At 66.8% G+C, this 25,300-nt stretch carries 23 protein-coding genes and 1 pseudogene; 15 read left to right on the plus strand and 9 right to left on the minus strand.

Going from position 1 to position 25,300, the window contains the following annotated elements; translation table 11 throughout:
* The first annotated feature begins 10 nt into the window (after positions 1–10).
* Together ACX80X_RS02935 and ACX80X_RS02940 are read left to right on the plus strand one after the other, a co-directional pair.
* A complete protein-coding gene (locus ACX80X_RS02935) occupies positions 11–1,267 on the plus strand; it encodes an MFS transporter (protein WP_252598737.1) in 1,257 nt (418 codons plus the stop codon).
* 216 nt (positions 1,268–1,483) lie between these two features.
* Complete coding sequence (locus ACX80X_RS02940) at positions 1,484–3,220, plus strand: gamma-glutamyltransferase family protein (protein ID WP_252598738.1); 1,737 nt, start codon at positions 1,484–1,486, stop codon at positions 3,218–3,220.
* Positions 3,221–3,262: 42 nt separating this feature from the next.
* Here ACX80X_RS02940 and ACX80X_RS02945 read toward each other — a convergent pair whose 3' ends face one another.
* Positions 3,263–3,523: a hypothetical protein gene (locus ACX80X_RS02945; protein WP_252598739.1), complete on the minus strand. Its 261-nt coding sequence runs from the start codon at positions 3,521–3,523 to the stop codon at positions 3,263–3,265.
* 96 nt (positions 3,524–3,619) lie between these two features.
* Here ACX80X_RS02945 and hrpB point away from each other — a divergent pair, with 96 nt between their 5' ends.
* Both hrpB and ACX80X_RS02955 read left to right on the plus strand, forming a co-directional pair.
* On the plus strand, positions 3,620–6,415 hold the full coding sequence (hrpB, locus tag ACX80X_RS02950; RefSeq protein WP_459308766.1) for an ATP-dependent helicase HrpB: 2,796 nt from the start codon (positions 3,620–3,622) through the stop codon (positions 6,413–6,415).
* A 165-nt stretch (positions 6,416–6,580) separates the two neighbouring features.
* On the plus strand, positions 6,581–6,724 hold the full coding sequence (locus ACX80X_RS02955; protein ID WP_252608023.1) for a hypothetical protein: 144 nt from the start codon (positions 6,581–6,583) through the stop codon (positions 6,722–6,724).
* A gap of 39 nt (positions 6,725–6,763) precedes the next feature.
* Here ACX80X_RS02955 and ACX80X_RS02960 read toward each other — a convergent pair whose 3' ends face one another.
* Entirely contained in the window at positions 6,764–7,441 is a 678-nt protein-coding gene (locus tag ACX80X_RS02960; RefSeq protein ID WP_252598741.1) for an alpha/beta hydrolase family protein, read from the minus strand.
* A 79-nt stretch (positions 7,442–7,520) separates the two neighbouring features.
* Here ACX80X_RS02960 and ligD point away from each other — a divergent pair, with 79 nt between their 5' ends.
* Positions 7,521–8,543 carry a non-homologous end-joining DNA ligase gene (ligD, locus tag ACX80X_RS02965; protein ID WP_252598742.1) on the plus strand — a complete coding sequence of 341 codons (1,023 nt, stop codon included), beginning with the start codon at positions 7,521–7,523 and terminating at the stop codon, positions 8,541–8,543.
* Between the two features lie 15 nt (positions 8,544–8,558).
* On the opposite strand, the gene ACX80X_RS02970 is transcribed toward ligD, so the two are convergent.
* On the minus strand, positions 8,559–9,179 hold the full coding sequence (locus ACX80X_RS02970) for an L-threonylcarbamoyladenylate synthase (RefSeq protein ID WP_058932553.1): 621 nt from the start codon (positions 9,177–9,179) through the stop codon (positions 8,559–8,561).
* A gap of 142 nt (positions 9,180–9,321) precedes the next feature.
* On the opposite strand from ACX80X_RS02970, the gene ACX80X_RS02975 reads away from it, so the two are divergent.
* Positions 9,322–10,077 (plus strand): ZIP family metal transporter, encoded by a 756-nt coding sequence (locus ACX80X_RS02975; RefSeq protein WP_252598744.1) that lies wholly within the window; start codon positions 9,322–9,324, stop codon positions 10,075–10,077.
* A 20-nt stretch (positions 10,078–10,097) separates the two neighbouring features.
* On the opposite strand, the gene ACX80X_RS02980 is transcribed toward ACX80X_RS02975, so the two are convergent.
* Positions 10,098–12,071 carry an APC family permease gene (locus ACX80X_RS02980; RefSeq protein ID WP_459311169.1) on the minus strand — a complete coding sequence of 658 codons (1,974 nt, stop codon included), beginning with the start codon at positions 12,069–12,071 and terminating at the stop codon, positions 10,098–10,100.
* A 177-nt stretch (positions 12,072–12,248) separates the two neighbouring features.
* On the opposite strand from ACX80X_RS02980, the gene ACX80X_RS02985 reads away from it, so the two are divergent.
* From ACX80X_RS02985 to ACX80X_RS02995, 3 genes are all read left to right on the plus strand, one after another.
* Positions 12,249–14,201, plus strand: coding sequence for a DUF4118 domain-containing protein (locus ACX80X_RS02985; protein ID WP_459308759.1), 1,953 nt, complete (start codon positions 12,249–12,251; stop codon positions 14,199–14,201).
* Entirely contained in the window at positions 14,198–14,917 is a 720-nt protein-coding gene (locus tag ACX80X_RS02990) for a response regulator (RefSeq protein ID WP_459308757.1), read from the plus strand. The genes ACX80X_RS02985 and ACX80X_RS02990 overlap by 4 nt, the downstream gene beginning before the upstream one ends.
* Before the next feature lie 110 nt (positions 14,918–15,027).
* On the plus strand, positions 15,028–15,459 hold the full coding sequence (locus ACX80X_RS02995) for a VOC family protein (protein WP_459308755.1): 432 nt from the start codon (positions 15,028–15,030) through the stop codon (positions 15,457–15,459).
* Between the two features lie 113 nt (positions 15,460–15,572).
* Here the strand turns inward: ACX80X_RS02995 and ACX80X_RS03000 are convergent, their stop codons facing one another.
* The 4 genes from ACX80X_RS03000 to ACX80X_RS03015 all read right to left on the minus strand — a co-directional run bounded on the left by ACX80X_RS03000 (position 15,573) and on the right by ACX80X_RS03015 (position 19,222).
* Positions 15,573–16,325 carry a maleylpyruvate isomerase family mycothiol-dependent enzyme gene (locus tag ACX80X_RS03000; RefSeq protein ID WP_252598748.1) on the minus strand — a complete coding sequence of 251 codons (753 nt, stop codon included), beginning with the start codon at positions 16,323–16,325 and terminating at the stop codon, positions 15,573–15,575.
* Positions 16,325–17,167 (minus strand): fumarylacetoacetate hydrolase family protein, encoded by an 843-nt coding sequence (locus tag ACX80X_RS03005; RefSeq protein ID WP_252607930.1) that lies wholly within the window; start codon positions 17,165–17,167, stop codon positions 16,325–16,327. The genes ACX80X_RS03000 and ACX80X_RS03005 overlap by 1 nt, the downstream gene beginning before the upstream one ends.
* Positions 17,164–18,303 carry a cupin domain-containing protein gene (locus ACX80X_RS03010; protein WP_252598750.1) on the minus strand — a complete coding sequence of 380 codons (1,140 nt, stop codon included), beginning with the start codon at positions 18,301–18,303 and terminating at the stop codon, positions 17,164–17,166. Before ACX80X_RS03010 ends, ACX80X_RS03005 begins: the two co-directional genes overlap by 4 nt.
* A gap of 121 nt (positions 18,304–18,424) precedes the next feature.
* Complete coding sequence (locus ACX80X_RS03015) at positions 18,425–19,222, minus strand: IclR family transcriptional regulator (RefSeq protein ID WP_252607932.1); 798 nt, start codon at positions 19,220–19,222, stop codon at positions 18,425–18,427.
* Between the two features lie 47 nt (positions 19,223–19,269).
* Between ACX80X_RS03015 and ACX80X_RS03020 the strand changes: the two genes are divergently transcribed.
* The 6 genes and pseudogenes from ACX80X_RS03020 to ACX80X_RS03045 all read left to right on the plus strand — a co-directional run bounded on the left by ACX80X_RS03020 (position 19,270) and on the right by ACX80X_RS03045 (position 24,617).
* Positions 19,270–20,568, plus strand: a complete 1,299-nt coding sequence (locus ACX80X_RS03020) for an MFS transporter (protein WP_252598752.1) — start codon at positions 19,270–19,272, stop codon at positions 20,566–20,568.
* Entirely contained in the window at positions 20,561–21,811 is a 1,251-nt protein-coding gene (locus tag ACX80X_RS03025) for an FAD-dependent oxidoreductase (RefSeq protein WP_252613747.1), read from the plus strand. The genes ACX80X_RS03020 and ACX80X_RS03025 overlap by 8 nt, the downstream gene beginning before the upstream one ends.
* A gap of 120 nt (positions 21,812–21,931) precedes the next feature.
* On the plus strand, positions 21,932–22,447 hold the full coding sequence (locus tag ACX80X_RS03030; protein ID WP_252598754.1) for an HAD domain-containing protein: 516 nt from the start codon (positions 21,932–21,934) through the stop codon (positions 22,445–22,447).
* A 147-nt stretch (positions 22,448–22,594) separates the two neighbouring features.
* Positions 22,595–23,802 (plus strand): annotated as a pseudogene (locus ACX80X_RS03035) (inorganic phosphate transporter).
* A complete protein-coding gene (locus ACX80X_RS03040; protein WP_252598755.1) occupies positions 23,799–24,020 on the plus strand; it encodes a hypothetical protein in 222 nt (73 codons plus the stop codon). The pseudogene ACX80X_RS03035 and the gene ACX80X_RS03040 overlap by 4 nt, the downstream one beginning before the upstream one ends.
* Before the next feature lie 39 nt (positions 24,021–24,059).
* Positions 24,060–24,617 carry a dihydrofolate reductase family protein gene (locus ACX80X_RS03045; protein WP_252598756.1) on the plus strand — a complete coding sequence of 186 codons (558 nt, stop codon included), beginning with the start codon at positions 24,060–24,062 and terminating at the stop codon, positions 24,615–24,617.
* 22 nt (positions 24,618–24,639) lie between these two features.
* Here ACX80X_RS03045 and ACX80X_RS03050 read toward each other — a convergent pair whose 3' ends face one another.
* Complete coding sequence (locus ACX80X_RS03050) at positions 24,640–25,113, minus strand: hotdog fold thioesterase (RefSeq protein ID WP_099093412.1); 474 nt, start codon at positions 25,111–25,113, stop codon at positions 24,640–24,642.
* Between the last annotated feature and the right edge of the window lie 187 nt (positions 25,114–25,300).

Consider the following 25,300-nt stretch of genomic DNA (forward strand, 5'->3'; position numbering starts at 1 on the left):
ACGGATCGTCATGAACGCCGCCGCGCGGAAGATCCAGCGCATCTACCTCACCCTGACGCTGGGCAACACCCTTGCGGCCTCCTTCATCTGGGGCATCAATACGCTCTTTCTGTTGGATGCCGGGCTGAGCAACCTGGAAGCATTCGCGGCCAACGCCTTTTTCACGGCCGGCATGGTCCTGTTCGAAGTGCCTACCGGGGTCATCGCGGACGGTTGGGGACGCCGGGTCTCATTCCTTCTCGGAACTGTGACCCTGGCTGCCTCCACCTACCTGTACTACCTGCTCTGGCAGTTGTCCGCTCCCTTCTGGGCCTGGGCAGTGGTGTCGGTCCTGCTGGGCCTGGGCTTCACGTTCTTCTCCGGGGCCGTGGAGGCTTGGCTGGTGGATGCGTTGCGTTTCTCCGGCTACGACGGTGAGTTGGAGGCAGTGTTCGGGCGGGCATTGATGGTCTCCGGCATCGCGATGCTCGTCGGTTCGACGGCCGGCGGCGTGATTGCCCAGGCCACCGACCTCGGCGTGCCGTTCCTGTTGCGCGTTGGAGTGCTCCTGGCGATGTTCGGGGCGGCCTTTTGGCTGATGCGCGATGTGGGCTTCACTCCGGAACGTTCTCCCCATCCGCTCAAGGCGAGCCGGGACGTGCTGTCCGCCTCCATCGACAACGGCCTGAAAAACCCGCCCGTACGGTACATCATGCTCGCAGCGCCTTTCAGCGCCGGCGTCGGGATCTATGTTTTCTATGCCCTGCAGCCCTACCTGCTGGAGCTCTTCGGTGACCCGCGCGCCTACTCCGTCGCCGGCCTCGCGGCGGGCATTGTGGCCGGGGCCCAGGTGGTGGGCGGCTGGCTGGCGCCCATGGTCCGGCGCCTGGTCCACAAACGCACCACGGTCCTGGTAGCGAGCAGCAGCATGGGCGCCTTGATCCTAGTGGCTCTCGGTATCACGCGTGTGTTTTGGGTGGCGTTGCTGCTGCTGGTGTTGTGGGCGCTGATCTCAGCGGCGGGCACTCCGGTGCGGCAGGCCTATTTGAACGACATGATTGCTTCAAAGCAGCGGGCAACGGTGCTCAGCTTCGATTCACTCATGGGATCCAGCGGTGGAATTGTGGTGCAGCCGCTGATGGGCCGGGCAGCGGACGTGTACGGCTACCCCCTTTCGCTTGCCATCAGCGGTGTGATCGAACTGTTCGCCGTGCCGTTCCTGCTGGCGAGCCGGCGGCGGCGCTCGCCGGCCGACACAGCAACCACCGAAGCCGGCACACCGGCCTGAAGCCATGGCCTCGGCACAAAAAAGTTGAGCCTTGAGAGTCCCAACCCGGCGGAGTATCGTGGCGCAAACCCACCCTGCGCAACACCCCGACTTGGGAGAGATCCTAGTGTGCGACGTCAATTAGCTGCTGTAACGGCTGTTCTGGCCTTGAGCGTGACGGGTGGGGCGGTGACCAGCCCCGCGTTCGCAGATCCCCGCGCGACCGATAAAACGCCGATGGCGACCGGGTACGGCGGGGCGGTGAGCACCGTTGACCCGGAGGCGTCCGCTGCGGCTATCGAGGTCCTGCGCGACGGCGGCAATGCGGCGGATGCCGCCGTGGCCGCGGCCGCGACCCTGGGTGTGACCGAGCCATACAGCGCCGGCGTCGGCGGAGGCGGATACTTCGTGTTCTACGACGCGAAGACCGGCAAAGTGGGAACCATCGATGGTCGGGAAACGGCTCCGGCAACGATGCCGACCACTGCGTTCGTGAATCCGGCCACCGGCGTCGTATACACGTTCGCAGAGCTCGTCTCGAGCGGCGTCTCCGTGGGCGTCCCCGGAACGCCGGCGACGTGGGAACGGGCGCTGGAGCGTTGGGGGACGCTGGACCTTGACGAGGCCCTCGAACCTGCCATCAAGGTGGCCAACCGCGGCTTCGTGGTGGACGAGACCTTCCGCCAGCAGACACTCGACAACAAAGTCCGGTTCTCGGCCTTCCCCGCCACGGCGAGTCTCTTCCTGCCCGGCGGTGACGCTCCCGCCGTCGGCAGTATTTTCCACAGCAAGGACCTCGCCAAGACGTACCGGCTCCTCGCGAAGGAGGGAACGGATGCCTTCTACGGCGGACAGCTCGCGACGGAGATCGCGGCAACTGTCAAGGACCCGCCGAAAGACCCCGCCTGGGTGCCTCCTGTGACTGTCCCGCCCACCAGCATTCCAGCCCTTCCGGGCTACCTGACGACGGCGGATCTCGCCGCATACCGGACGCTGGACCAGGAACCCACACATGTGGAGTACCGCGGCTACGACGTTTACGGCATGGCGCCCTCCAGCAGCGGTGGCACAACTGTGGGCGAAGCGCTGAACATCCTGGAACCGTTTGACTTGTCGCCCACGGCTAAACCAGCTGCCCTGCACCACTACCTCGAAGCCAGCGCGCTCGCCTTCGCAGACCGCGGCAAGTACCTCGGGGACCCGGCATTTGTCGACGTCCCCACCGAAGCCCTCACCGACCCGGTGTTTGGCAAGGAGCGGGCGTGCGCCATCGATCCGGGGACGGCGGCAATCAAGCCGGTACCGGCAGGGGACGTGTCAGACTACAACGGCGTGTGCCCGGTTGCACCTGCGGCAGCCGCAGACGAGAAGGACACCGAAAACATCTCCACGACCAACCTGACTGTCGCCGACAAGTGGGGGAACGTGGTGGAATACACTCTCACCATCGAGCAGACTGGCGGGTCCGGCATCGTGGTGCCCGGCCGTGGGTTCCTGCTCAACAACGAGCTCACCGACTTCTCCTATACGTCGACCAATCCGGAGGACCCGAACCGGATCGAGCCGGGGAAGCGTCCGCGCTCGTCGATGTCTCCCACCATCATGCTCAAGGACGAAAAGCCGTTCCTGGCGCTCGGTTCGCCCGGCGGATCGACCATTATCACCACGGTGCTGCAGACCATCCTCAACAGGGTGGACTTGGGTATGAGCATTTTGGACTCGCTCGCGGCCCCGCGTGCGTCCCAGCGCAACACAGCCAATGTCACGGCCGAGCCGGAGTTCATCAAGCAGTACGGAGACGCCTTGGCACCATACAAACACAAACTGGTACCCGCAGGTGACGCCTTCACGTCGGCTGCAGAGATCGGCGCCGCGACGGCCATCGAGTTTGGGCCCGGCAAGAGCATGACCGCGGTTGCCGAGCCCCTGCGGCGCGGTGGCGGTTCCGCGATGGTGGTCAAACCGTCGCGGTGAGACGGGGTGCCGCGGTGAGCCGGATGGCCGGGGTGGGCCGGGTTACTGCCCCATCCCGGGCCGGACGGGGACAAACTCGATGCTGGTCTGCACCTTTTTCTGCGGGCCACGGGAAAAACCTTTGGCATCAAGGTGGTTCTGGGCGCGGTACACCGCCAAGGCGTCGTCGTAGATCTCGTTGAGCCGGCGGCCGGAGAATTCCTCTTGGGAGCCGTCGCTGAACGTGACTGTCACGGCGGCACTGGCTGGAAAGTGCCTCTTCATGCGGATGAAGCCTTCGGAGTCCTGCTGGAGGTTGATCAAGGGAAGTCCTGCTTTCGTGGTCGATGACCTCCAGTCTGACCTATCCCACCCGCACGTGCGCTGACGGCGGTGGGGGATTGCGGCGACAATGGACGGGTGACATCGCCAACCGACTCCGCCGCCGTCCCTGCTGGCCCCTCTGGTGCCGGCACCTTTGATCTGGCGGTCATCGGCACCGGTCTTGCCTTCGCCGAATCGCTCGCCGAGTTGTCGTCTGTGCTGCGCGCCGGCGGTGCGGCGGGTACGGCAGTGGTGCAGGCGCCGCCCGGCACCGGCAAAACAACGCTTGTCCCGCCGCTGCTCGCCAACCTTGCCGCGCCTGCAGGAATGGCCAAGCGCGTGGTCGTCACCCAGCCGCGGCGGGTCGCTGCGCGTGCCGCCGCCCGGCGACTGGCCTCATTGGACGGCAGCCAGATCGGCGACCGCGTGGGGTACACCGTCCGCGGTGAACGCCAGGCCGGATCCGCCACCCTGGTGGAGTTTGTCACGCCGGGCATCCTGCTGCGGCGCCTGCTCGATGATCCCGGCCTGGAAAGCACGGGCGCGGTCATCCTGGACGAGGTCCATGAACGCGGCCTCGAAACCGACCTGCTGCTGGGGATGCTCGCCGAAGTTCGGCAGCTCCGCGGCGACCTCACGCTGGTGGCCATGTCCGCCACCCTGGACGCGCCCCACTTCGCCGCCCTGATCGGGGGTGCAACCGCGAATGCAGGGACAGGACAGGCAGGGACAGCGGACGACGACGGCGGGCCAGCTCCCGTCGTCGACTGCCCCTCAGCGCTGTACCCCCTGGCAGTGGAGTGGGTACCCGCCGCCGTGGCGCGGCTGGATGACCGTGGGGTCACACGCGCGTTCCTGGACCACGTGGCCGATACAGCCGCGCAGGCCCATACCGCGGCGGTGGGGCAGGACGCGGGCACCGATGCGCTGGTTTTTGTCCCGGGAGCCTGGGAGGTCTCCTATGTGGCGGCTCGCCTCCGCGGCCGGGCTGCCCCCGGAACCGACGTGCTGGAGCTCCACGGCCAGGTCAGCCCAGCCGAACAGGACCAGGCAGTTTCGGGGCGCCGGCCGGGCGGCCCGGCACGGATCATCGTGTCCACGGATCTGGCCGAGTCATCCCTGACCGTCCCTGGAGTGCGCCTTGTCATTGATTCCGGGCTGACCCGCGAGCCGCGCCGTGATGCCAGCCGCGGCATGTCCGGGCTGGTCACTGTTTCCTGCTCCCGGGCATCAGCCGAACAGCGGGCCGGCCGGGCCGCGCGGCAGGGTCCGGGCCGGGTGGTCCGGTGCTACGACCAGCGGACCTATGGCGCCGCGCCGGCGCACGTGACGCCGGAGATCGCGGTCGCGGACCTGACCGGTGCTGCGCTGGTCCTGGCCTGCTGGGGATCGCCGGGCGGCGCCGGGCTGGCGCTTCCGGATGCACCTCCGGCAGCTGCCATGGGCGAGGCTGTTGAAGTCCTCCGCGAACTCGGAGCCGTGGCGCGTGACGGACATGCCACCGCGGTGGGGCGGGCGCTGGCCAGGGTCCCGGCCGATCCGCGGCTGGCCCGCGCACTGCTCGACGGTGCCGCGGCCGTAGGTCACCGCGCCGCAGCGGAAGCGGTGGCGCTCGTAGCCGGGGACCAGCGGGCCCCGGGGGCCGACCTCACCCGGCTCCTGTCCGGCCTGCGCGCCGGAAAGGACCCCGCCGCCAGGCGCTGGGCGGAGGACGTCCGCCGGCTGGAGGGCATTGCGCGGACTGAAGGCGCCGCCATCGGCACGTCCGGCATCGCCTCCCTCGTCAGCACCGCGCCGGTGACCGCTGCGGAGGCGGTGGGCGTCGTCGTCGCGCTGGCGTTCCCGGACCGCGTGGCCCGGCGCGTCCCGGGCGATGGCCCGGCCCGGTACCTGCTGTCGTCCGGCACTCGTGCGGGATTGCCGGCGGGCAGTCCGCTCACCGGGCATGAGTGGCTGGCCGTGGCGGAAGTTTCACGCGCCGCCGGCCGGGACGCAGCCGGTACCGGCGCGGTGATCCGGTCCGCCGCGCCGCTGAGCGCCGACACCGCCGAGGCGGCCGCCGGGCACCTCTTGACCGACACGGTGGAAGCGCAGTTCAGCCAGGGCCGGGTGAAGGCCAGGCGGGAACGCCGGCTGGGTGCCATCAGCCTGTCCTCCACCCCCATCCGCCCCTCCGCCGAGGAAGGCCGTGCCGCCGTGGCCCGTGCCCTCGCGAAGGAGGGGCTGGGAACCATCGGATGGTCGACGGCGGCCGATGTGTTGCGCCGCCGCCTCGCCTTGCTGCGCCGCGAACTTGGCGAGCCGTGGCCCGACGTTTCCGAACCGGCCCTGCTGGCCCGGCTGGACTCCTGGCTGGGACCCGAGCTCGAGGCACTGGCCGGCGGCGCCGCCACCAGCAGCATCGACCTCACCAACCCCCTGCGGAGGCTGCTGCCCTGGCCGGAGGCGGTCCGTCTGGCGGAGCTGGCACCGGAGGCACTGAAAGTACCCAGCGGATCGATGGTGCGGATCGACTACCCCGAGGTGTCGGACAAAGCGGCGTCAGGCGGTGCCGGGTCAGGCTCGGCCGCGGCGGACCAGGCAGGACCCGGGCAGGAAGCGCCTCGGCAGCCACGCGCGGACGACGGCGGCCGGCCGGTTGTCGCGGTCAAGCTGCAGGAGTGCTTTGGCTGGGCTGAGACCCCACGGCTGGTGGACGGCAGGGTTCCTGTCCTCTTCCACCTGCTGTCGCCCGCGCGGCGGCCGCTCGCCGTGACGGACGACCTGGCATCGTTCTGGTCCGGGCCGTACGCGCAGGTGCGGGCCGAGATGCGCGGCCGCTACCCCAGGCATCCCTGGCCGGAGGATCCCTGGACGGCACTGCCGACGGCCCGGACCAAAGCCCGCATGTAGCGCCGGACCGCCGGCGGCCCTTCTTTCGCTGGTTGCACCGGTGAGATGTCCGATACCTCGCCGAAACGTTACGTCGACCCGCTGAAACATGGCACAGTTAGGCTCGTTCCTACTTGGACAACGTGGTCCAGACCACCACACGAAGGGACACACATAATGTTGCTTTTGAGTAGCCTGAACTTCCTCTTTGACGCCGGCCGCGGAGAGGGTAGCCGCCCGCACAATGGCGGGATCGGGAAGGCCGATTTCCCCACCGGCCGGCTGACCTCCACCGCCTGGGAAGGCTGGTGGCACGAGGACGCTGCGTAACCGGTCGGGACACGTGGCCGTTACGGCTGGCCGGATGGGTTAGCCGCGGCTCCGCATGAACCCGGCCACCTTGGGCGCCAGCGACGCTCCGATCTCTGCAGCGTCGCGTTTCTTTCCTGCGACGGCGAAGGAGTGGTCACCGCCGTCGATCCAGTCCAGGACAGCGGACGGACCGATCCGGGAGACCACACCCTCCAGCAGATCCGGCGTCGCAAAGGTGTCGCGCGTGCCCTGCAGGAACAACATGGGGAGCGTGAGCCCGAAGAGGTGCTCGTCGCGGAGCTTTTCGGGCTTGCCGGGCGGGTGGAGGGGATAGCCGAGGTAGACAAGGCCGGCAGTGTCCATTCCCTCGGCAACTGCCATGGACGCCATCCGGCCGCCAAACGATTTGCCGGCAGCCCACACCGGTCCCGTATCACCGTGCTCGGTTCCTCGCCGCATTGCTTCATGCATGGCGGCGCGCCAGGCGGCGATGGCTGCCGGCGGCCGGTCCGGGAATTTTCGGCCAGCCTCGCGGTAGGGGAAGTTGAAGCGCAAGGTGGCAACGCCGTCGTCGTTCAGTCCATGGGTGAAACCGCTCATGAACGGGTGCTCCATACCGGCGCCTGCCCCGTGCGCCAGCACGAGAGTGGCGAAGGGGCTGTCCGGGCGGGCGTAAACGCCGGAGACCTCAACGTCGCCGACGGGAAAGGTGACAGGGGATTCAGCTACGGCCATAGGTCCATGATGCCGGATCACCGGCAGCCCTGGGCGCCGGGGTGCTGACGCCACGCGTGGCGCAGGGTAGGTTGTCCCCATGGCGAGCGAACAGACCACCCTCACTGTCCCGGGACCGCACGGCGAGCGCGAGATGCGTGTTTCCAGCCCCAGCAGGGTGCTCTGGCCGGAGCTGGGTCTGACCAAGCTGGACCTCGCACGCTACATGGTGGATGTGGGGGAGGCGTTCATTGCCGCGAACGGTGACCGGCCGGTGGCGCTGCAGAGGTTCTCGGAAAACGTCGAGGGGGACCAGTTCTTCTCCAAGAACCCGCCCAAGGGAACCCCGGACTTCATCCGGTCGGTGAAGGTGGTCTTTCCGAGCGCGCGCTCGCACCCCATGCTGGTCCTTGACGAACCCGCCGCGGCAGTATGGGCGGTCCAGATGAATACGGTGGTGTTCCATCCGTGGCCGTCACATGCGGAAAACACCGATAACCCGGACCAGCTGCGCATCGACCTTGACCCGCAGCCGGGCACAGACTTCGACGACGCCGTCCCGGCTGCACTGGCGCTGAAGGACGTGTTGGCGGAGGCCGGGTTGGACACGTTCATCAAGACATCGGGGAACCGCGGCCTGCACGTCTACGCGCCCATCGAGCCCACCCACGAATTCCTGGACGTCCGCCACGCAGTGATCGCTGCGGCCCGCGAGCTGGAGCGGCGGATGCCGGACAAGGTCACCACGGCCTGGTGGAAAGAGGAACGCGGGGTGAAGGTGTTCCTGGACTTCAACCAGGCGAACCGGGACCGGACCATCGCCGGCGCGTACAGCCCCCGCGCGCTGGCCCATGCGCCGGTCTCCTGCCCCATCAGCTGGGACGAACTGGGCAGCGCGGATCCCAAGGACTTCACCATCCTGACGGTCCCCGAGCGGCTCAGGACCATCGGCGATCCCTGGGCAGACATGAAGTCGCATCCGGGCACCATTGACGTGCTGTTGGAGTGGTGGGAGCGGGACCTCAAGACCGGGCTCGGCGAACTGCCGTTCCCGCCGGACTACCCGAAGATGCCCGGTGAGCCCCCGCGGGTGCAGCCGAGCCGGGCCCGCAAACAGGACTGAGTCCGTTCGAGCCGGCTACTCGAACCGGGACGGGTCGCCGGTGCCGCGACGCACCACCTCGGCCACTCCGCTGGAATAGTCGATCACCGTGGTGGGCTCTGCCCCGCAGTCGCCGGAATCGATGACCGCGTCCACCTCGTGCTCAAGCCGTTCCTTGATTTCCCAGCCCTGGGTCAGCGGGTCTTCCTCGTCCGGGAGCAGCAGGGTGCTGGAGAGGAGGGGCTCGCCGAGTTCGGCCAGCAGCGCCTGGACCACCCGGTTGTCCGGGATGCGCACGCCCACGGTCTTTTTCTTCGGGTGCAGCAGCCGGCGCGGCACTTCCTTGGTGGCCGGCAGGATAAACGTGTAGCTGCCGGGCGTGACGGCCTTAATGGCGCGGAAGACGTCGTTGCCGATGTTCACGAACTGTCCCAGCTGGGCGAAATCCTTGCACACCAGCGTGAAGTGGTGCTTGTCGTCGAGCTTGCGGATATTCCGGATCCGGTCCAGGGCATCCTTGTTGCCCAGCTGGGCCCCGAGGGCGTAGCAGGAGTCCGTGGGGTAGGCGATCAGCCCGCCGTCGAGCACGATCTTCACGGCCTGCGTGATCGCGCGGGGCTGGGGATCCTGGGGATGAACATCAAAGTATCTGGCCATGCTCCTGAGCCTACGACAATTGGCGCCCTGGCCAGTAGACAGGCACGGCGCCGTGCGTGCAACGCCGAGGGAGGATAGGTTCAGGGCCTATGGGTTCAGTCAGCAGGGTGAGTCCCGTGCGGGGCGAACGAAAGGTGGCAGCATGCCGGTGTGGCTTCAGGCGTTGATGTGGGGAACCGTGGCCGGTGCCGCCCTGGTGCTGGGGGCCGCCGCGTCGTGGAAATGGGCCATTCCGTCCAAACTAGTCTCCTCGATCATGTCCTTTGGGGCGGGCGTGCTGATTTCGGCACTGGCGTTCGAGCTCGTCTCCGAGGCGGTTGATGGCGGGGGCCTGTGGCCCACCGTGACCGGATTCCTGGCCGGCTCCGTGGTCTACGTGGGAGCGAACATGCTCCTCACACGGGCCGGCGCAAAACACCGCAAACGCTCAGGCAGCCAGCAACCGTCGGAGCAGGACAGCCCGGGCAGCGGCACGGCCATCGCCTTCGGCGCCCTCCTGGACGGGATCCCGGAGTCGATAGTGCTCGGCGTCGGACTCGTCACCGCGGGATCGGTCAGTCCGGCCATGCTTGCGGCTGTCTTCATTTCCAACGTTCCCGAGGGTCTTTCCGGAACTGCCGGGATGAAAAAGGCAGGACGCAGTACCGGCTACATTTTTGGGGTGTGGGGAGGCATAGCCGTCATGTGCGGGTTCGCCTCACTGCTCGGGTATGTGGCGCTGGAGAACGCTCCGGACGCCGTCATCGCCTTCATTACCGCGATCGCGGCGGGCGGGATCCTGGCGATGCTCGCCGACACCATGATCCCCGAGGCGTTCGAAGAGCACCACAACCTCACCGGGCTGACCGCATCCGTCGGGTTCCTGACGGCCTTCACAGTCCACCAGCTCGGGGGGTGAAGTCCCGCCGTCGTCAACGGTCAACCCACGTGCACCCACGGCCGCTTGGTGACATCCGGTTCGGCCTCGCGGAGGATCTCGCGGGTCACGGGGGCGATCTCGCCTTCGCCCAGCACCAGGAATTTCAGGAGGTTCACGGCAGGATTTCCTTCGGTCCAGCGGAAGTAGACGTGCGGCATCAGCCCGGTCACATCGCGGATGTGCAGGAGCACCGAGGCGATGGTGTTGGGCACAACCGGTCCGTGCACTTCCAGGACGGCGAACCCGTGCCGCACCACGCCGCGGACTTCCAAGGCCGTCTCGAAGTCGGAGGAGTCATCCACTGTCACTTCCAGGAACAGGGGCCGGTAATCAGAGGGGAAATGGCTTGCTTCGGTGGCGGACGCCAGTTTCTGCCGGTATGCGTCCGCCGACTGGCGAAGCGGTTCGTGGGCGATGATCCCGATGGGCCCGCTCAGATTCTCCGCCATGAACTCCAGGGCCTGGGTGTCCAGCCGGACGTGCGTGGCGTGCAGTTCGAAGGATCGCAGCACCCTCGAGAGCAGCGAGATGCTGATGATCCCCAGGATGAAGAAGCCGGCAATCCGGATGCCTTCGGGACGTTCAAAGATAATGGTGACCGTTGTGTAGACAAACAGCACCGTGATGATGCCGAAGCCGATGGTCCGCTTACGCTGCTGAAGCCGGCGGGCCGAGAGTGTCACAGCCACTGCAGCCGAGGTCATCAGCACCAGGACGCCGGTGGCGTACGCCCCGCCCTGGGCATCGACGTCGGCCTCAAACAGCCAGGTGATCAGGAACCCGATCAGCGTGAAGACAAGCACGAGCGGCCGGACTGCCTTCGCCCACGCAGGGGCCATGCCGTACCGCGGCAGGTACCGGGGGACAAGGTTCAGCAAGCCGGCCATCGCGGACGCACCGGCGAACCACAGGATGGCGATGGTGCTCACGTCATACACCGTGCCGAAGCCCGGCCCGAGGTATTCGTGGGCCAGGAACGCCAGCGCCCTGCCGTTGGCTTCGCCGCCCGGCAGGAACTCAGCCTCGGGGATCAGGACAACCGTGGTGAAGCTGCTGGTCACCAGGAAGGAACTCATGATCAGGGCGGCGGTGGTCAGCATCCGCCGGGTCCCCTGGATCCGTCCGGCCGGGTTCTCCTGGGTGTCGGCCGCGCCGCCGCGGACCTGCGGCATCACCGCCACACCGGTTTCAAAGCCGGACAGCCCCAGCGCCAGCTTGGGGAAGACGAGCAACGCGATGGCCACCGCCATCAGCGGATTCCCGTGGGAGGTATTAAGAGTCTGCCACCAGTCACCGACGGCCACCGGATGGGCGGCTGCCTCCGCGAGCGACCTCGCGATGACCACCACGTTGAGCCCCAGGTACAGGACCACCAGCACAACGGCGACGCCGATGGCCTCCTTGAACCCGCGCAGGAAAACGGCAGCGAGCAGGGCAAGCAGGACCAGCGTTACGGCCACCTCCTGGCCGTGCAGGGCGTCCGGTGCAAACGGATTCTCGATCAGGTGTGCCGTGGCATCGGCGGCGGACAGCGTCATGGTGATCATGAAGTCGGTGGCCGCGAAACCCAGCAGCACCAGCACCAGGAGCTTGCCCCGCCACTTGGGGAGCAGCCGCTCCAGCATGGCAATGGACCCTTCGCCGCGGTGGCTCTCGCCGGCAACCCGGCGGTAGACGGGGAGGGCGCCGAACAGCGTCACGGCCACCAGGACAAGCGTTGCCAAGGGGGAGATGGCACCGGCCGCGAGCGCCGCGATGGCCGGCTGATAGCCCAGCGTGGAGAAGTAGTCCACGCCGGTCAGGCACATCACCTGCCACCAGTGGTGCTTCTTTTGTTCGTCCGCGAGCCCGCCCGGCCCCTGATGGGTGCCCTTGGCATCCTCCAATCCATGCATCAGCCAACTGCCAAGGGCCTCCTTCCGCGTCGCACGGAGTGCCGAGGGATCGGCAGGGGGTCTGCTCATGGTGGTCATGGAAGCCTTTCAGCCTGCGGCACAGCACCGCGGGCACAGCCGAATCTAGTACTGCCCACTCGCCTTGGAGCCGGATTCGGGCGGATCTTGACGCATCCTTAACGTCCGCATGACCAAAGCCCTAACCCCGGGAAAGGCCCGCACGGGACGTCGGGATCCGGGTGGGAGAATGGCGGCATGGCACGGGAACGGATAGTCATTGGCCTCAACGGCAGCGATGACGCAGAACTGCTCATCCGGCGCGCCGCCAGGATTCTCGAAAGGACCGACGGCGGCGAGCTGGTGGCCGTCCACGTCCGCACCACAGGGGGTGCCGCGGGCGAGTCTCCCCAGGTTTTGGAGGCACAGCGGCGGCTGGTCAATGACCTGGGCGGGACCTACCACACCGTCTCCGCGACGGATCCGGCCCGGGCCCTGCTCGATTACGCCCGCAAGTCCAGTGCCACCCATATTGTTGTGGGGCAGTCCCGCCGCGGACCGCTTGCCGGTGTGCTGGCAGGGTTGTTCGCCGGCGGCACCGTGGAAGCCCGGGTGGTCCGCGGTGCGGGCGACGTTGATGTCCAGGTAGTTCCCCGCGTCCCGCACCAGCGGAACGCACCACGCCGGCGGCCTGACCTGGGCCGCACCAGGGTTGCTATTGGCTTTGCGCTCGCAGCAGCCCTGCCCGCCCTGCTGCAGCTGCTGCTCGCAGCCTTCGACCACAGCGTTGCCACCGCCGTCCTAATCCAGCTTGCCGGCGCCGTTGCGGTGGCGCTGGTGGGCGGGTTGTGGCCTGCCGTGGTCGGCGCGCTGTGGAGCAGCGTGCTGGTGAACTACTTTTCCACGCCGCCCCTGGGGGACCTGGCGATCAGTGATCCCCAGGACCTCCTGTCCCTGGCCGTTTTTGTGGGGGTGTCAGTGGCAGTCGCCGGGGTGGTGGACGGGTCTGCCCGCCGGTCCAAGGAGGCTGCCCGCGCACAGGCGGAGGCGGCGACGCTGGGCGACCTCGCCCTGGGCGCCTCCCGTTCGGAGGACACCCTGGACGGGATCCTGGCGGAGGCCCTGGACGTTTTTGGTGCCACCGGTGCCGGTGTGTACAGCAGCCGGAAGGGCACAGCGCAAGGTTCCGTTCCGACGTCGGGACCCTCCGGAGTCCGCGGCGCGGACGGCAGGATCTGGTCGCTCGTGGCCGCTGCGGGGGATACCGCCGGGTGGGAGCATGGCGTCACCGGACTGCCGGGCAGCACCGCAGAACCGGTCGACGCCGACACCCGGCTGGTGCTGTTCGGCCGGGAGGTGCCGGCAGTGGAAAGCCGGTTGCTGGGTGCGTTTGCGGTCCACGTGAAAGCCCAGCTGGAACGCCGCCAGCTGGCCGTCAGCCGGCGCGAGGTGCTGCGGCTGGCCGAAGGGAACTCCATGCGCACGGCGATCCTGCGGGCGGTGTCCCACGACCTGCGGACGCCCCTGGCGGGGATCAAGCTCGCCGCCGGTGGCTTGCTGCAGCGGACCGTCACCTATACGCCCGCGGAAGAACGGGAGCTGCTGGAAACCATTGACGAATGCACGGACCGGCTGGACCAGCTGGTGGGAAACCTCTTGGACATGTCAAGGATCACCGCCGATTCCGTCCGGCCGCTGCTGGGACCCGTGCGGTGGAGCGAGGTTGTTGCCCCGGCCCTGCGCGGGCTCCCGGACGGTACAGTCCGGGTGGAGCTGCCCGCCAACATGCCCACTGTGGAAGCCGATCCGGTGCTGCTGGACCGAGTGATCGCGAACATTGTGGAAAACGCCGTCAAATACGCGCCGGGTTCGGGGATCACCATCACCGGCACTTCCGACGGCATGGGTGCAGCCACGCTGGATGGCTATCCGTCCGGCGAACTGCGGATCATCGATCACGGCGCCGGTGTGCCCGCCGGGAAGGTGCTTGAGATGTTCCAGCCGTTCCAGCGGCTCCACGACCGGCCACAGGCCACCGGAGTGGGACTGGGCCTGGCCGTCGCCGACGGGTTCGTCAGGGCCATGGGCGGCACGCTGACTGCACAGGAAACTCCCGGCGGCGGGCTGACCATGGTGATCAGGCTGGCCCTTTCCACCGGCTCGCCGGGCGCGCGTCACGCGGCCGGCCAGCCGCGTCAGGAGGCCACGTGAATTCGGACCAGGCTGATTCTTCCGGCACGCAGGGCGGCCGCCGGACCAGTGTGCTGGTTGTCGACGACGATCCCCACCTGCTGAAGGCACTCCGGATCACACTCCAGGCCCACGGCTACGCCGTGGAGTCAGCGGCCGACGGCGGCACAGCCTTGCGTGCCGCTTCCCACCGTCCGCCGGACGTGATGATCCTGGACCTCGGACTGCCGGACCTGGATGGCGCGGAAGTCCTGCGGGAACTCCGTCGATGGAGCAACCTGCCCGTACTGGTGCTGTCTGCACGCCACGGCTCATCGGACAAAGTCGACGCCCTGGATGCAGGTGCGGACGACTACATCACCAAGCCGTTCGGACTCGACGAGCTGTTGGCCCGCCTGCGTGCGCTCCTGCGCCGCGTTCCGGATCCGGCGTCGGCACCCACGGTGGCCGCTTCCTCGTTCACTGTGGACTTGGCCCAACGGCAGGTCACGAGGGACGGGGACGTTGTCCGGCTGACGCCGACCGAATGGAACATCTTGGAACTGCTGGTCCGGAACCCTGCCCGGCTGGTGACCCAGCAGCAGTTGCTGCTGGACGTCTGGGGACCGGCCTACCAGACGGAAGCCAACTACCTGCGTGTGTACATGGCCCAGTTGCGGCGGAAGCTGGAGGCCGATCCCGGGAAACCCCGCCACCTCCTCACGGAACCTGGTGTGGGATACCGCTTTATGCCCTGAAAACTGCGGGGCAATCAGGTTCCGTGAACCCTATGAACGCGGCGGGAAGTGCGGCAGGATGTTGACTGTTTCGAATCCGAATCAGTTCTGTACTTCAAGGAGACCCGGCCATGCCAACGACGCTCAACCCCTACCTTGGCTTCCGCGAGAACGCCCGCGAAGCGATGACCTTCTACCAGTCTGTCTTCGGCGGCGACCTGGCCCTCAGCACGTTCGGGGAGTTCCACGCCAGCGAAGATCCGGCGGAAGCCGACAAAATCATGCACGGCATGCTGACGGCCAGCAACGGCGTGGTCCTGATGGGGGCGGACACGCCGAACGGCATGGACCTCGCGACCGGCAGCTCCATTTCGGTTTCGCTCAGCGGCGACGACGAAGCCGAACTGCGCGGCTATTGGGAAAAGCTGTCCGCCGACGGCGGCACGGTCACCGTTCCGTTGGAGCCGGCGCCCTGGGGCGACATCTTCGGCATGTGCACGGACCGGTTCGGGACTGCCTGGCTGGTCAACATCAATAACCCCCAGGCCGCTCCCGCCTCATAGGCTCCACTCATTAGAACGGGACATAGAACGACGGAACAGCGGCGGGTTATCCCGCCGCTGTTCCGTTATCCTGACTATTTGCAGTGCTTTTCGGCTGCCCGAAGGTCACAGGCTCAGATCCATTTGGGGGCTGCGGGCGTTTCGTCCAGGGGTGTTCCGTTGTGTGTTGCGGTGACGCCGCGGGTGCCGCGTCCGGTGGCCCATTGGGTGATGCCGGGCAGGGTTCCGGTGATGAGCGTCGGGTTCTGGGCGGTGGTGTCGCCGAATGTCAGGTCCGGTCCGGTGACGTTGATGAGCAGGCCGGTGTCGGTGCCGCGGGTGTGCCACGCGGTGGTGATGTCTGTTAGGAGCCGTTCGAGCACGGGCGCGGGGATGTCGGAGAACGCCGCTCCGTTGTCCAGGTCGATGGCGTGGGTCCAGACTTCGCGGGTGCGCATCCACACGGTTTCCGTGGCGGGCACAACGCGGCCCTGAGCGGTTTTGACCTGGTGGTGCCAGGCCTGTGCCGGGAGGTCGCGCCATTCGACGTTCAGGTGCACCGCGGAGTGGTCGAACAGGTACCGCAGCGCGATCGGCGGCAGGGTCGCCCCGAAGCTGATTTCGTGGTCCCGGGCTTCGGGCGACGCGTACATGGGTGTTTCGGTCCCTGTTGCGGCCCATTCGATGAGGCGGGCGATGGCGCGGGCGTTGTAGCCGATGTGCGCGGTGACGTGCCGGCGGTTCCACCCCGGCAGCAGCGAGGGGCCGTCGAGGTCCTCGTCGGAGAGCTCGTTGAGTTTCCGGGCGAAGAACGCGGTCCCCCGTCGGGCCTGGAGCAGCGCCTCGAGCAGCTCCGGGTCCGTCGTCTGGTCCTGGCGGGCGGTCATCAGGCTTCCTTGACCACTCGGTTGGTCAGCTGGCCCAGGCCCTCGATGGTGGTGACCAGGAGTTGGCCTTCCTGCAGGTAGCGCTTGGGGTCCTGGGCGTGGCCCACCCCGCCCGGGGTGCCGGTCGCGATCACATCTCCCGGGTTCAGGGTGATGATCGTGGAGATGTAGGAGACCAGGAATTCGGGCGTGAAGACCAGGTCGGAGGTGGGGGTCTGCTGCTGGATTTCCCCGTCCACGGCGCTGGTCATCAGCGGGCCTGCGCTGAATTCGTCCTGCGTGACCAGGGCGGGTCCGAACGGGGTGGACTTCTCCCACGTCTTGCCCTGGAGCCACTGGACGGTCCGGAACTGGTAGTCCCGCATGGACACGTCGTTGAGCACGGCGTAGCCGGCGATGTGATCCTTGGCGTCGGCCTCGGCGATGCGTCGGCCTGTCTTGCCGATCACGACCGCAAGCTCGGCTTCCCAGTCCACCGCGTCGGACTCCTGCGGCAGGGCCAGGTCGTCATTTGGCCCGATCAGGGACTCGGCGTACTTGGCGAACAGGGTGGGGTACTCGGGGACTTCCCGGCCCATTTCCTTGATGTGGTTGCGGTAGTTGTGGCCCACGCAGATGATCTTGCCCGGGGCGGGGATGACGGCGGCGAGGTCGGCGCCCTCAGACGGGTGGGTGGCGCCGTTGGCGGCTTTGGCGATGGCCTCCCAGGCGGGGTCCTTCAGGAGGGCCCCGACGTCGGTGAATCCGTCGATCTCGGTGAGGGTGGTCCCGTCCTGGCGGACCGCGACGGTGTTGGTGCTGATGCCGTTGCTGGTCTGGGTGCGGAGGGTGAGGAGTCTCATGCGTTCTTGCGTCCTTCGGTGTAGGTGCGGCTGAAGTTCAGGCGTTCAAAGATGGGGGCGTCGCTGAATCGGAACAGATCAAACTCTGCAGCCTCGTCGGCGGTCAGGGACCATTCGGTCCAGGACGGGACGACGAACAGGTCGCCCTTGGCCAGAGACTTGGCCTCGCCGTTCAGGACCGCGGTGCCGGTGCCTTCGAAGACCTGCCAGACGCTGGAGCCGACTTCGCGCAAGGGCTCGGTGGTGGCGCCGGGCCGGAGGCGGTGGAATTCGGCCCGGATGGTGGGCATGACGTCCCCGCCGGTGGTCGGGTTCGAGTACCGGACCGCGGCGTGGCCCTGGGACACGGTGGCCGGATGGCCCTCGTCCTCGAGGAGTAGCTGTTCTGCCAGGGCGGCGTCGGTGTGTTCCCACCGGTACGCCGCGATGGGGGAGTTGGCCGTGTCCTGGAGACCCGAGAGCGGGCGGAGGCCGGGGTGGGCCCAGAGCCGCTCGGACCGGGAAATCTCCGGGGTCGCTTCGTCGGTGACGCGTTCGGTGCCGAACTCGAAGAACCCGGCGTCCGCGTAATGCACAAACGGGATATCCAGCCCATCGATCCAGGCCATCGGGGAGTCGGTGTCGTTGTGGTGGCCGTGGAAATTCCAGCCCGGCGTGAGGAGGAAATCACCGCGGCGCATCGCCACCGGATCCCCGTTCACCACCGTCCACACGCCTTCGCCCTCGACCACGAACCGGAACGCGTTCTGGGAATGGCGGTGCTCCGGGGCGGTCTCGCGGGCCCCTAGGTACTGGATCGCAGCCCACAACGTCGGGGTCGCGTACGGGGTCCCGGCAAGGCCAGGGTTCGCCAACGCAATCGCCCGGCGTTCCCCGCCACGCCCAACAGGGACCAGATCCCCCGCCCGCGCAGCCAACGGATACAGATCATCCCACCGCCACACATGCGGCACAGCCTTCGGCGACGGGACCATCGGCATCAGATCCCCGATCTCCGTCCATAACGGGACCAGGTTCTCACTCTCAAAACCCTGATAAAGCTTCACCAGCTGCGCAGCCTCCTCCGGCGTCGGCTCCGGAACAATCTGGCCGGCGGCAACAGAAGCATGCGTAAGATTCTCGGCGCTGACGGACATGGGGGCCTCCTTGATGGTGCGATGAGCGTTTGGGCGTACGAACGACTCTAGGGAGCGGAGTATGTGACCTCCAACATATTCTGCCTAGCAGAATCACCGGGCAAGGGCCCGGTCTGTTGGATCAGTCCCTGTTGAAAGGGTTGGCGGCAATGTCGATTTCGAGCTGGCGCCGGGTCTCCATCATGACGCCAACCAATCCTGCGTCAAAGAGTCGCCGGAACCTTGCAACCGGGGTGGCTACGCTCAATGCCCCGACGACGTCGCCGGCGCGGTTGTGCAGGGCCATCCCCAGGGCGCTGATGCCTTCCTCGGTACCTTCGAAGTTGGCGGCGAATCCGTTGCCGCGGATGGTTTGAAGTTCCCGCAAGAAGGCCGGGTACTCGGCGTCGGGGATGTTGTCGCCGCCGATCTCCGCGTTGCTGCTGCGGAACAGTTGGTCGACCATGGCGGGTTCAAGTTCCGCCAGCATCGCCTTGCCGCCCGAGGCCTTGTGGGCCGGCAGGACTGTTCCTTGGCGGTCGCCAACGCGCAGGGCGCTGGTGCTCTCGACGGTGTCCAGGAACCTGACCTTCGTGCCCACGCGGATCATCAGGTTGACCGTTTCGTTGACCCGCGAACACAACATCTCCATATGCGGCCTGGCCACTTCCCGCAGCAGGCGTGACCAACTCACGCGGGCGGGGCCTGCACCCATGGCCGGCCCGGGAACATAACGCCGGGACTCGTCCTGGACCGCGAAGCCCCGGTATACCAGCATGGCCAGGAGCCGATGGGCGGTGGAAGGAGCCACGCCCAGTTCGTTGGCGGCATCCTTGAGCCTCAGGCTGCCCCCGTCACGCAGGAGTTGAAGTAACAGCAGGGCGTTGTCCACCGTCTCGATGGGGTAGGTAGGTTTTCGTTGGACCGGTAAGTTCTGCATGGCAGAATTATATAGCGAGGCCGTATGAGGTGGCCGACAGTGGTGGGATGAATCACACACCTACCGCCGCGGCGCCGGGAATCACAGGCGGCGCCGGCCTTTTCTCCTCTGGCGCATCGCGGTTCTCGAAGCAGTCCGCCATGGCTGTGCTGGTCTGCTGGCTCCTGGTGGTCTTTGACGGCTACGACCTCATTGTTTACGGCACGGTGCAGTCGTCCCTTATCAATGACACCGGCTGGGGGCTGACGAAGGCCACAGCTGGGACCGTCGGCTCGATGGCGTTCGTTGGCATGATGATAGGCGCCATCTTCGCGGGTCGGATGTCGGACACGTGGGGACGCCGCCGGACCATCATCGGCTGCGCCATTCTTTTCTCCGTCTTCACCATCCTGTGCGCGTTTTCCCCCAACGCCGTCGTCTTCGGTGCCCTCCGACTGTTGGCGGGCATCGGCCTGGGTGGCCTCGTCCCCTCAGCCAACGCGCTCGTGGCAGAACTGGTCCCCACAAAGTGGCGTTCAACGGTGGCCACGCTCATGATGTCTGGCGTACCGATCGGCGGCTCCATCGCCGCGCTGGTAGGGATCCCGCTGATTCCCGCCTTCGGCTGGCCGGCGATGTTCCTGGTCGCCGTGTTGGCCTTGATAGTGGTCATTCCGCTGGGACTCCGCTACCTCCCTGAAACCCTGGCACCGTCCGCGTCCTCCGACGCTGCAGTAGCCCGGGAACCCGCCGGTTTCGGGTCACTGCTCCGGGCGCCGTTCCTCGGCATGAGCCTGCTCTACGCATTCGCCACCTTGGTGACCCTGTTCGCCTGGTACGGCCTCGGCACGTGGCTGCCCAACCTGATGCAGCTGGCCGGTTACAACCTCGGCTCAGCATTGACTTTCGCCCTCGCCCTGAACGTGGGTGCCGTAGCGGGATCCGTCATCACCGCCTGGGCCGGGACCCGGTTCGGCCCGATCCCGACGGCGATCGCCGCCGCCGGCGTCGCTGCCGCCGCGCTGTTCGTGCTGGTCACCGGCCCGCCCGTCGCCGTCGTCTACCTCATGCTGGTCCTGGCCGGCGTGGGAACCCACGGCACGCAGTGCCTCGTCATTGCTGCAGTGGCCAGCCACTACCCTGCGCACCTGCGCGGAACGGCCCTTGGCTGGGCCCTCGGCGTCGGCCGCATAGGCGCCGTCGCGGCACCGCAGGTGGGCGGGCTGCTGCTGGCTGCCGGGCTGGGCGTCAACTCCAACTTCCTGGCTTTCGCCGGTGCGGCAGCCGTGGCAGCCGTCCTGCTGGCAGCCATTTCCGCCAAGATCAATTCCACTACCAGAATCTCTGAAGGAGACAGCAATGTCTGACCTGAAATCGTCCACCGAAGTCCTCGTTATCGGCGGCGGAATGGCCGGCCTGGCCGGGGCCCTCGCGCTGCGGGAGAACGGCGCCGAAGTGACTCTCGTGGAGCGTGCTCCTGAGTTCGGCGAAGTGGGCGCGGGCCTGCAGATGGCCCCCAACGCCTCACGCGTACTGAAGCGTTGGGGCCTGCTGGAGAAGGCCCTCGAAATCGGCGTCCGCCCCAAGCACCTCGTGTTTCGCGACGCAGTGACCGGCGAGGAGCTCACCAGGCAGACGCTCGGCGGCGAATTCGAGGAACGCTATGGCGCTCCCTACGTCGTGATCCACCGCAGCGACCTGCACCGGGTCCTGCTCGACGGCTGTGAGGCGGCGGGCGTCAAACTCGTCAACGACGTCATGGTGGAGAGTGTGGAAACCGTGAACGGCCGCGGCATTGCGCACACCGCCGCCGGCGTTGACTATGAGGCGGACGCCATCATCGGCGCCGATGGACTTAAGTCCACCCTGCGCCCCCTCGTTGCCAACGACGAGCCGGTTTCCTCGGCCTACGTGGCGTACCGCGGTACCGTGCCGATCACCGAAAACACGCCCAAAGCCGACCTTGAAGACGTCATCGTCTACCTTGGACCGGACTGCCACCTGGTGCAGTACCCGCTGCGCAAGGGTGAGCTGCTGAACACCGTCGCGGTGTTCAAGTCCCCCTCCTTCGAACGCGGCGAAGAGCAGTATGGCGGTGTGGATGAACTCGAAGCGGCTTACAAGGACTGCATTCCGGCAGTGCAGGAGGCACTGAAGAATCTTGGCACCGCCATGCGCTGGCCCATGTACGACCGTGACCCGATCGAAAACTGGGTGGCCGGCCGAATGGTCCTGGTGGGTGACGCCGCGCACCCCATGCTCCAGTACCTGGCCCAGGGCGCCTGCCAGGCCCTCGAAGACGCGGCCGTGCTGCAGGACGTCACCAACGGCACCGTCTTCACCGCGGACGGCGTCAACCCCGCAGCCTGGGATGGTGCCATCAAGGAATTCAACACCATCCGTGCCGGCCGCACGGCCCGGGTCCAGCGGAATGCCCGTGTATGGGGCGAGTCGTGGCACGTCTCCGGCCTGGCCCGCACGCTCCGGAATCTGCTGTTCAAGAGCCGGACGGACAACAACTTCCAGTACAACGACTGGCTCTACGGCCATGACCAGCACGGAAGCCCCGCCCGCCCTGAAGCCGCCCCGGCCAAGGCGTTCTCTGCCTAGGACACACTCCTTATCCGCGAGTCCTTGAGGAGGGGCTGGGCGCAGTGCAACCATTGATGCGTGCAGCCCCTCAATCGCTTAAGGGCCGTTCCGGGCCTGCCGGCCTGACCGGGAGCGGCAGTGCGGAACGTCACCCTGTACCTGGACGTCGACGGCGTCGTTTGCCCGTTCGGAGCGACGGGCACGACGCCATGGGGTTCCGGCTGGATACTTGCGAACGCCGGCGTGCTTGAGGTGGCATATGCGGGCCAGCTGGTTGACGGGCTGAACCGGCTTTCCCGGTTGCCTGGAGTCCGGTGCGTGTGGCTCACGAGCTGGGAGGAGATGGCCGCGGAATACTTATGCCCTGCCATCGGACTTGCAGGTGGCCACTGGCCCTGCCTGACAGCGGATGGTGCCGGAACGGGGGAGGGCTGGTGGAAGCTTGCCGCTCTCCAGGAGGACCTGGCGGCCAACGCCCCGGATGGCATCGTGTGGATTGACGATCAGCTCCGCTATGAACAGGAAGCACTGGCGTGGGCCGGATTCCTGGGCCGACGCATCCTCACGGTGTCGCCCGATCCGCGCCGGGGAATCTCTCCCGCCGAGCTGGCCGCCGTCGGTGGGTTTGTCACGGAGCAGCTGTTTTTGACCTGATGCCATGGACGCGTACGATCGATAGGCTTTTACGCCGGTTCCGTTAACTCCACAGGTCATTTCACATGAACTGTAGGTGAAGTATGCGTTGCAGGGCACGGCGGGTAGTGGAACTGCTGAACGTCGACTCAGCAGATTGGGCAACAGGTGGATATCACCTTTATGGTGGCGCTGGTCATCGGACTGGCATTATTTTTTGACTTCACAAATGGATTCCACGACACCGCCAATGCGATGGCTACGCCCATCGCCACCGGTGCCATCAAGCCGAAGACCGCGGTGACTCTCGCGGCAATCCTGAACCTGGTAGGTGCCTTCCTCTCGACGGAAGTGGCCAAAACAGTCTCCGGCGGCATCATCCGGGAAGGCTCGGACGGTGTCCAGATCACGCCGGACATTATTTTCGCCGGGCTTATGGGTGCCATTCTCTGGAACATGATCACGTGGCTCAAGGGACTGCCGTCCAGCTCATCGCATGCGCTCTTCGGCGGGCTGATCGGCGCGGCCATCGCCGGTATCGGGTTCAATTCCGTGAACCTGGAAACGCTGCTGCAGAAGGTCATCCTGCCCGCCATTTTCGCCCCGCTGATTGCCGGCCTGGTGGCGTACCTTTGCACGCGGCTCGCGTATGCCCTGACGTCGCGGCACGATCCGGAAACCGGCAGCAAGCTGACGCAGAAGCGGGGCGGGTTCCGCACCGGCAGATCTTCACGTCCAGCCTCGTGGCGCTGGCCCACGGAACCAACGATGCACAGAAGACCATGGGCATCATCACCCTGGTGCTGATTTCCGCCGGCACCCAGTCCCCGGGTTCGGGCCCGCAGTTCTGGGTCATCACGGCATGCGCCCTAGCCATCGCGGTCGGCACCTATGCCGGTGGCTGGCGCATCATCCGGACCATGGGCTCCGGGTTGACTGAGGTCAAGCCCGCACAGGGGTTTGCGGCCGAGACCAGCACCGCCTCAGCCATCCTTGCGTCCTCCCACCTGGGTTTCGCTCTTTCCACCACGCAGGTGGCGTCCGGCTCCGTCATCGGGTCAGGCATGGGCCGTAAGGGCACCACGGTGCGGTGGAACATGGTGGGCAAGATCGCCCTGGGGTGGCTGTTCACGCTTCCCGCGGCCGGCATTGTGGGCGCGCTGACCGCGCTGCTCGTGAAGACGGGGGTGGTGATTGCCGCCGTCGCCGGCACCGCCGCGGTGCTGTTTATGTTCTTCTACTCCCGCAAGTCCTCGGTGGGCCACCACAATGCCGTGGAAGTCGAAGAAGCGGGCCAGACCGTCCGCTTCGCCAAGAAGAAAGCCCTCGCCCGGGCCCGCGCCAAGGCGAACCAGCACAAGGACGCTCAGCTATGAAGTGGTTGGAACTCTTGACTGTGGCCGGCACCACCCTGGTGTCCGCGGTAACGGTTGTGGTCCTGTATTCGCTGGGCGTGCGGCTGACGGCCATCGCCGGCGACGCCCAGCAGGCCTCACCCCGCGCCAAACGCTACTTCGCCTCCGCCTGCTTCGGCCTCTGCGGCCTGGCTGTGATGTTCGGGCTGTACCTGATCATTCCGTACTTCAGCAAGTAGCCCTTCAGCCCGTCCACACCGCAGCGCTACTCTGGTTCCATGTCCAGGATCCAGTATTTTGTCGCGGCCTCCATCGACGGGTTCATCGCCACCACGAAGGATGACCTCGCCTGGCTTCTTGAGTTCGACGGCTTCGAGGGCGGCAAGGAAAGCTACGAAACCTTCATGGCCGGCGTCGGCTGCATTGTTATGGGCGGCGAGACGTACGCCTGGCTGATGGAGCACGAACCCGGCAACTGGCCGTACCCTTCCACACCCTGTTATGTGTTTACCCGGCACGAGCACGTTGCCCCGGCCGGCACGGACATCACGTTCGTCCGCGGACCCGTCCAGGAGTTCATCCAGGACTTCAGGGACCACGCCGGCGGCTTGAACGTCTGGGTGGTGGGCGGCGGCAACCTCGCTGCGCAGTTCGCCAACGCGGGACTGCTGGATGACCTCATCCTTTCTGTCATCCCCGTGGTCCTGGGCGACGGCAAACGGCTGCTGCCATTGGAGGGCCCGACGTCGCCACTTGAGTTGACGGCGTCCCGCACCTTGGGACGGGGCATAGTGGAGCTCCGCTACACCCTCACCTCCCCGGTTCCGGCGCGCTAGGGAGCTGAACGGACTGAGGCGCTTAGGCCTCCGCGGGCTCGTTGTCCCGCAGCATGTTGGTGAGGCGTGCGGTGGAGAGGCGGCGGCCTTGTTCGTCGGTCATCACGATTTCATGCGTTGTCAGTGTCCGGCCCAGGTGGATCGCGGTGCACGTACCTGTCACGGTGCCCGCGGCGATTGCACGGTGGTGGGTGGCGCTCACTTCGATGCCCAGGGCGTGCCTGCCTGCGCCTGCGTGCATCCCGGCGGCAAAGGATCCCAAGGTTTCGGCCAGCACCACATGGGCGCCGCCGTGCAGGATGCCTGCCACCTGGGTGTTCCCTTCCACCGGCATGGTGGCCACCGTTCGTTCCGGGCTCATCTCGAGGAAGTGGATCCCCATCTTCACCACCAGGGCACCGATGCCCAGGCGGCCGAGCCAGTCGTGGAGGTGCGCCGGGATGCCTGCTGTGACCAATTCCTCAGTGAAGGGCCCGGGCGTGAAATTGTCCATCATGGGAACTAGGCTGGCACCTGTGAGTGAAACTACCAAACCGGCCCCCTTCCCGTCCGAGACCGCAGTGCTTGACGCTGATGCTGCCCTGCAGGACATCAACGTCCTGCCGGCCGGAGGCCAGGTTTCCGCCACGGAAGGCCCCGTGGTTCCCATCACCGGCCAGCCGCGGCTCCTGGTTCTGGACGGC

Source organism: Pseudarthrobacter sp. MDT3-1 (assembly GCF_054510755.1).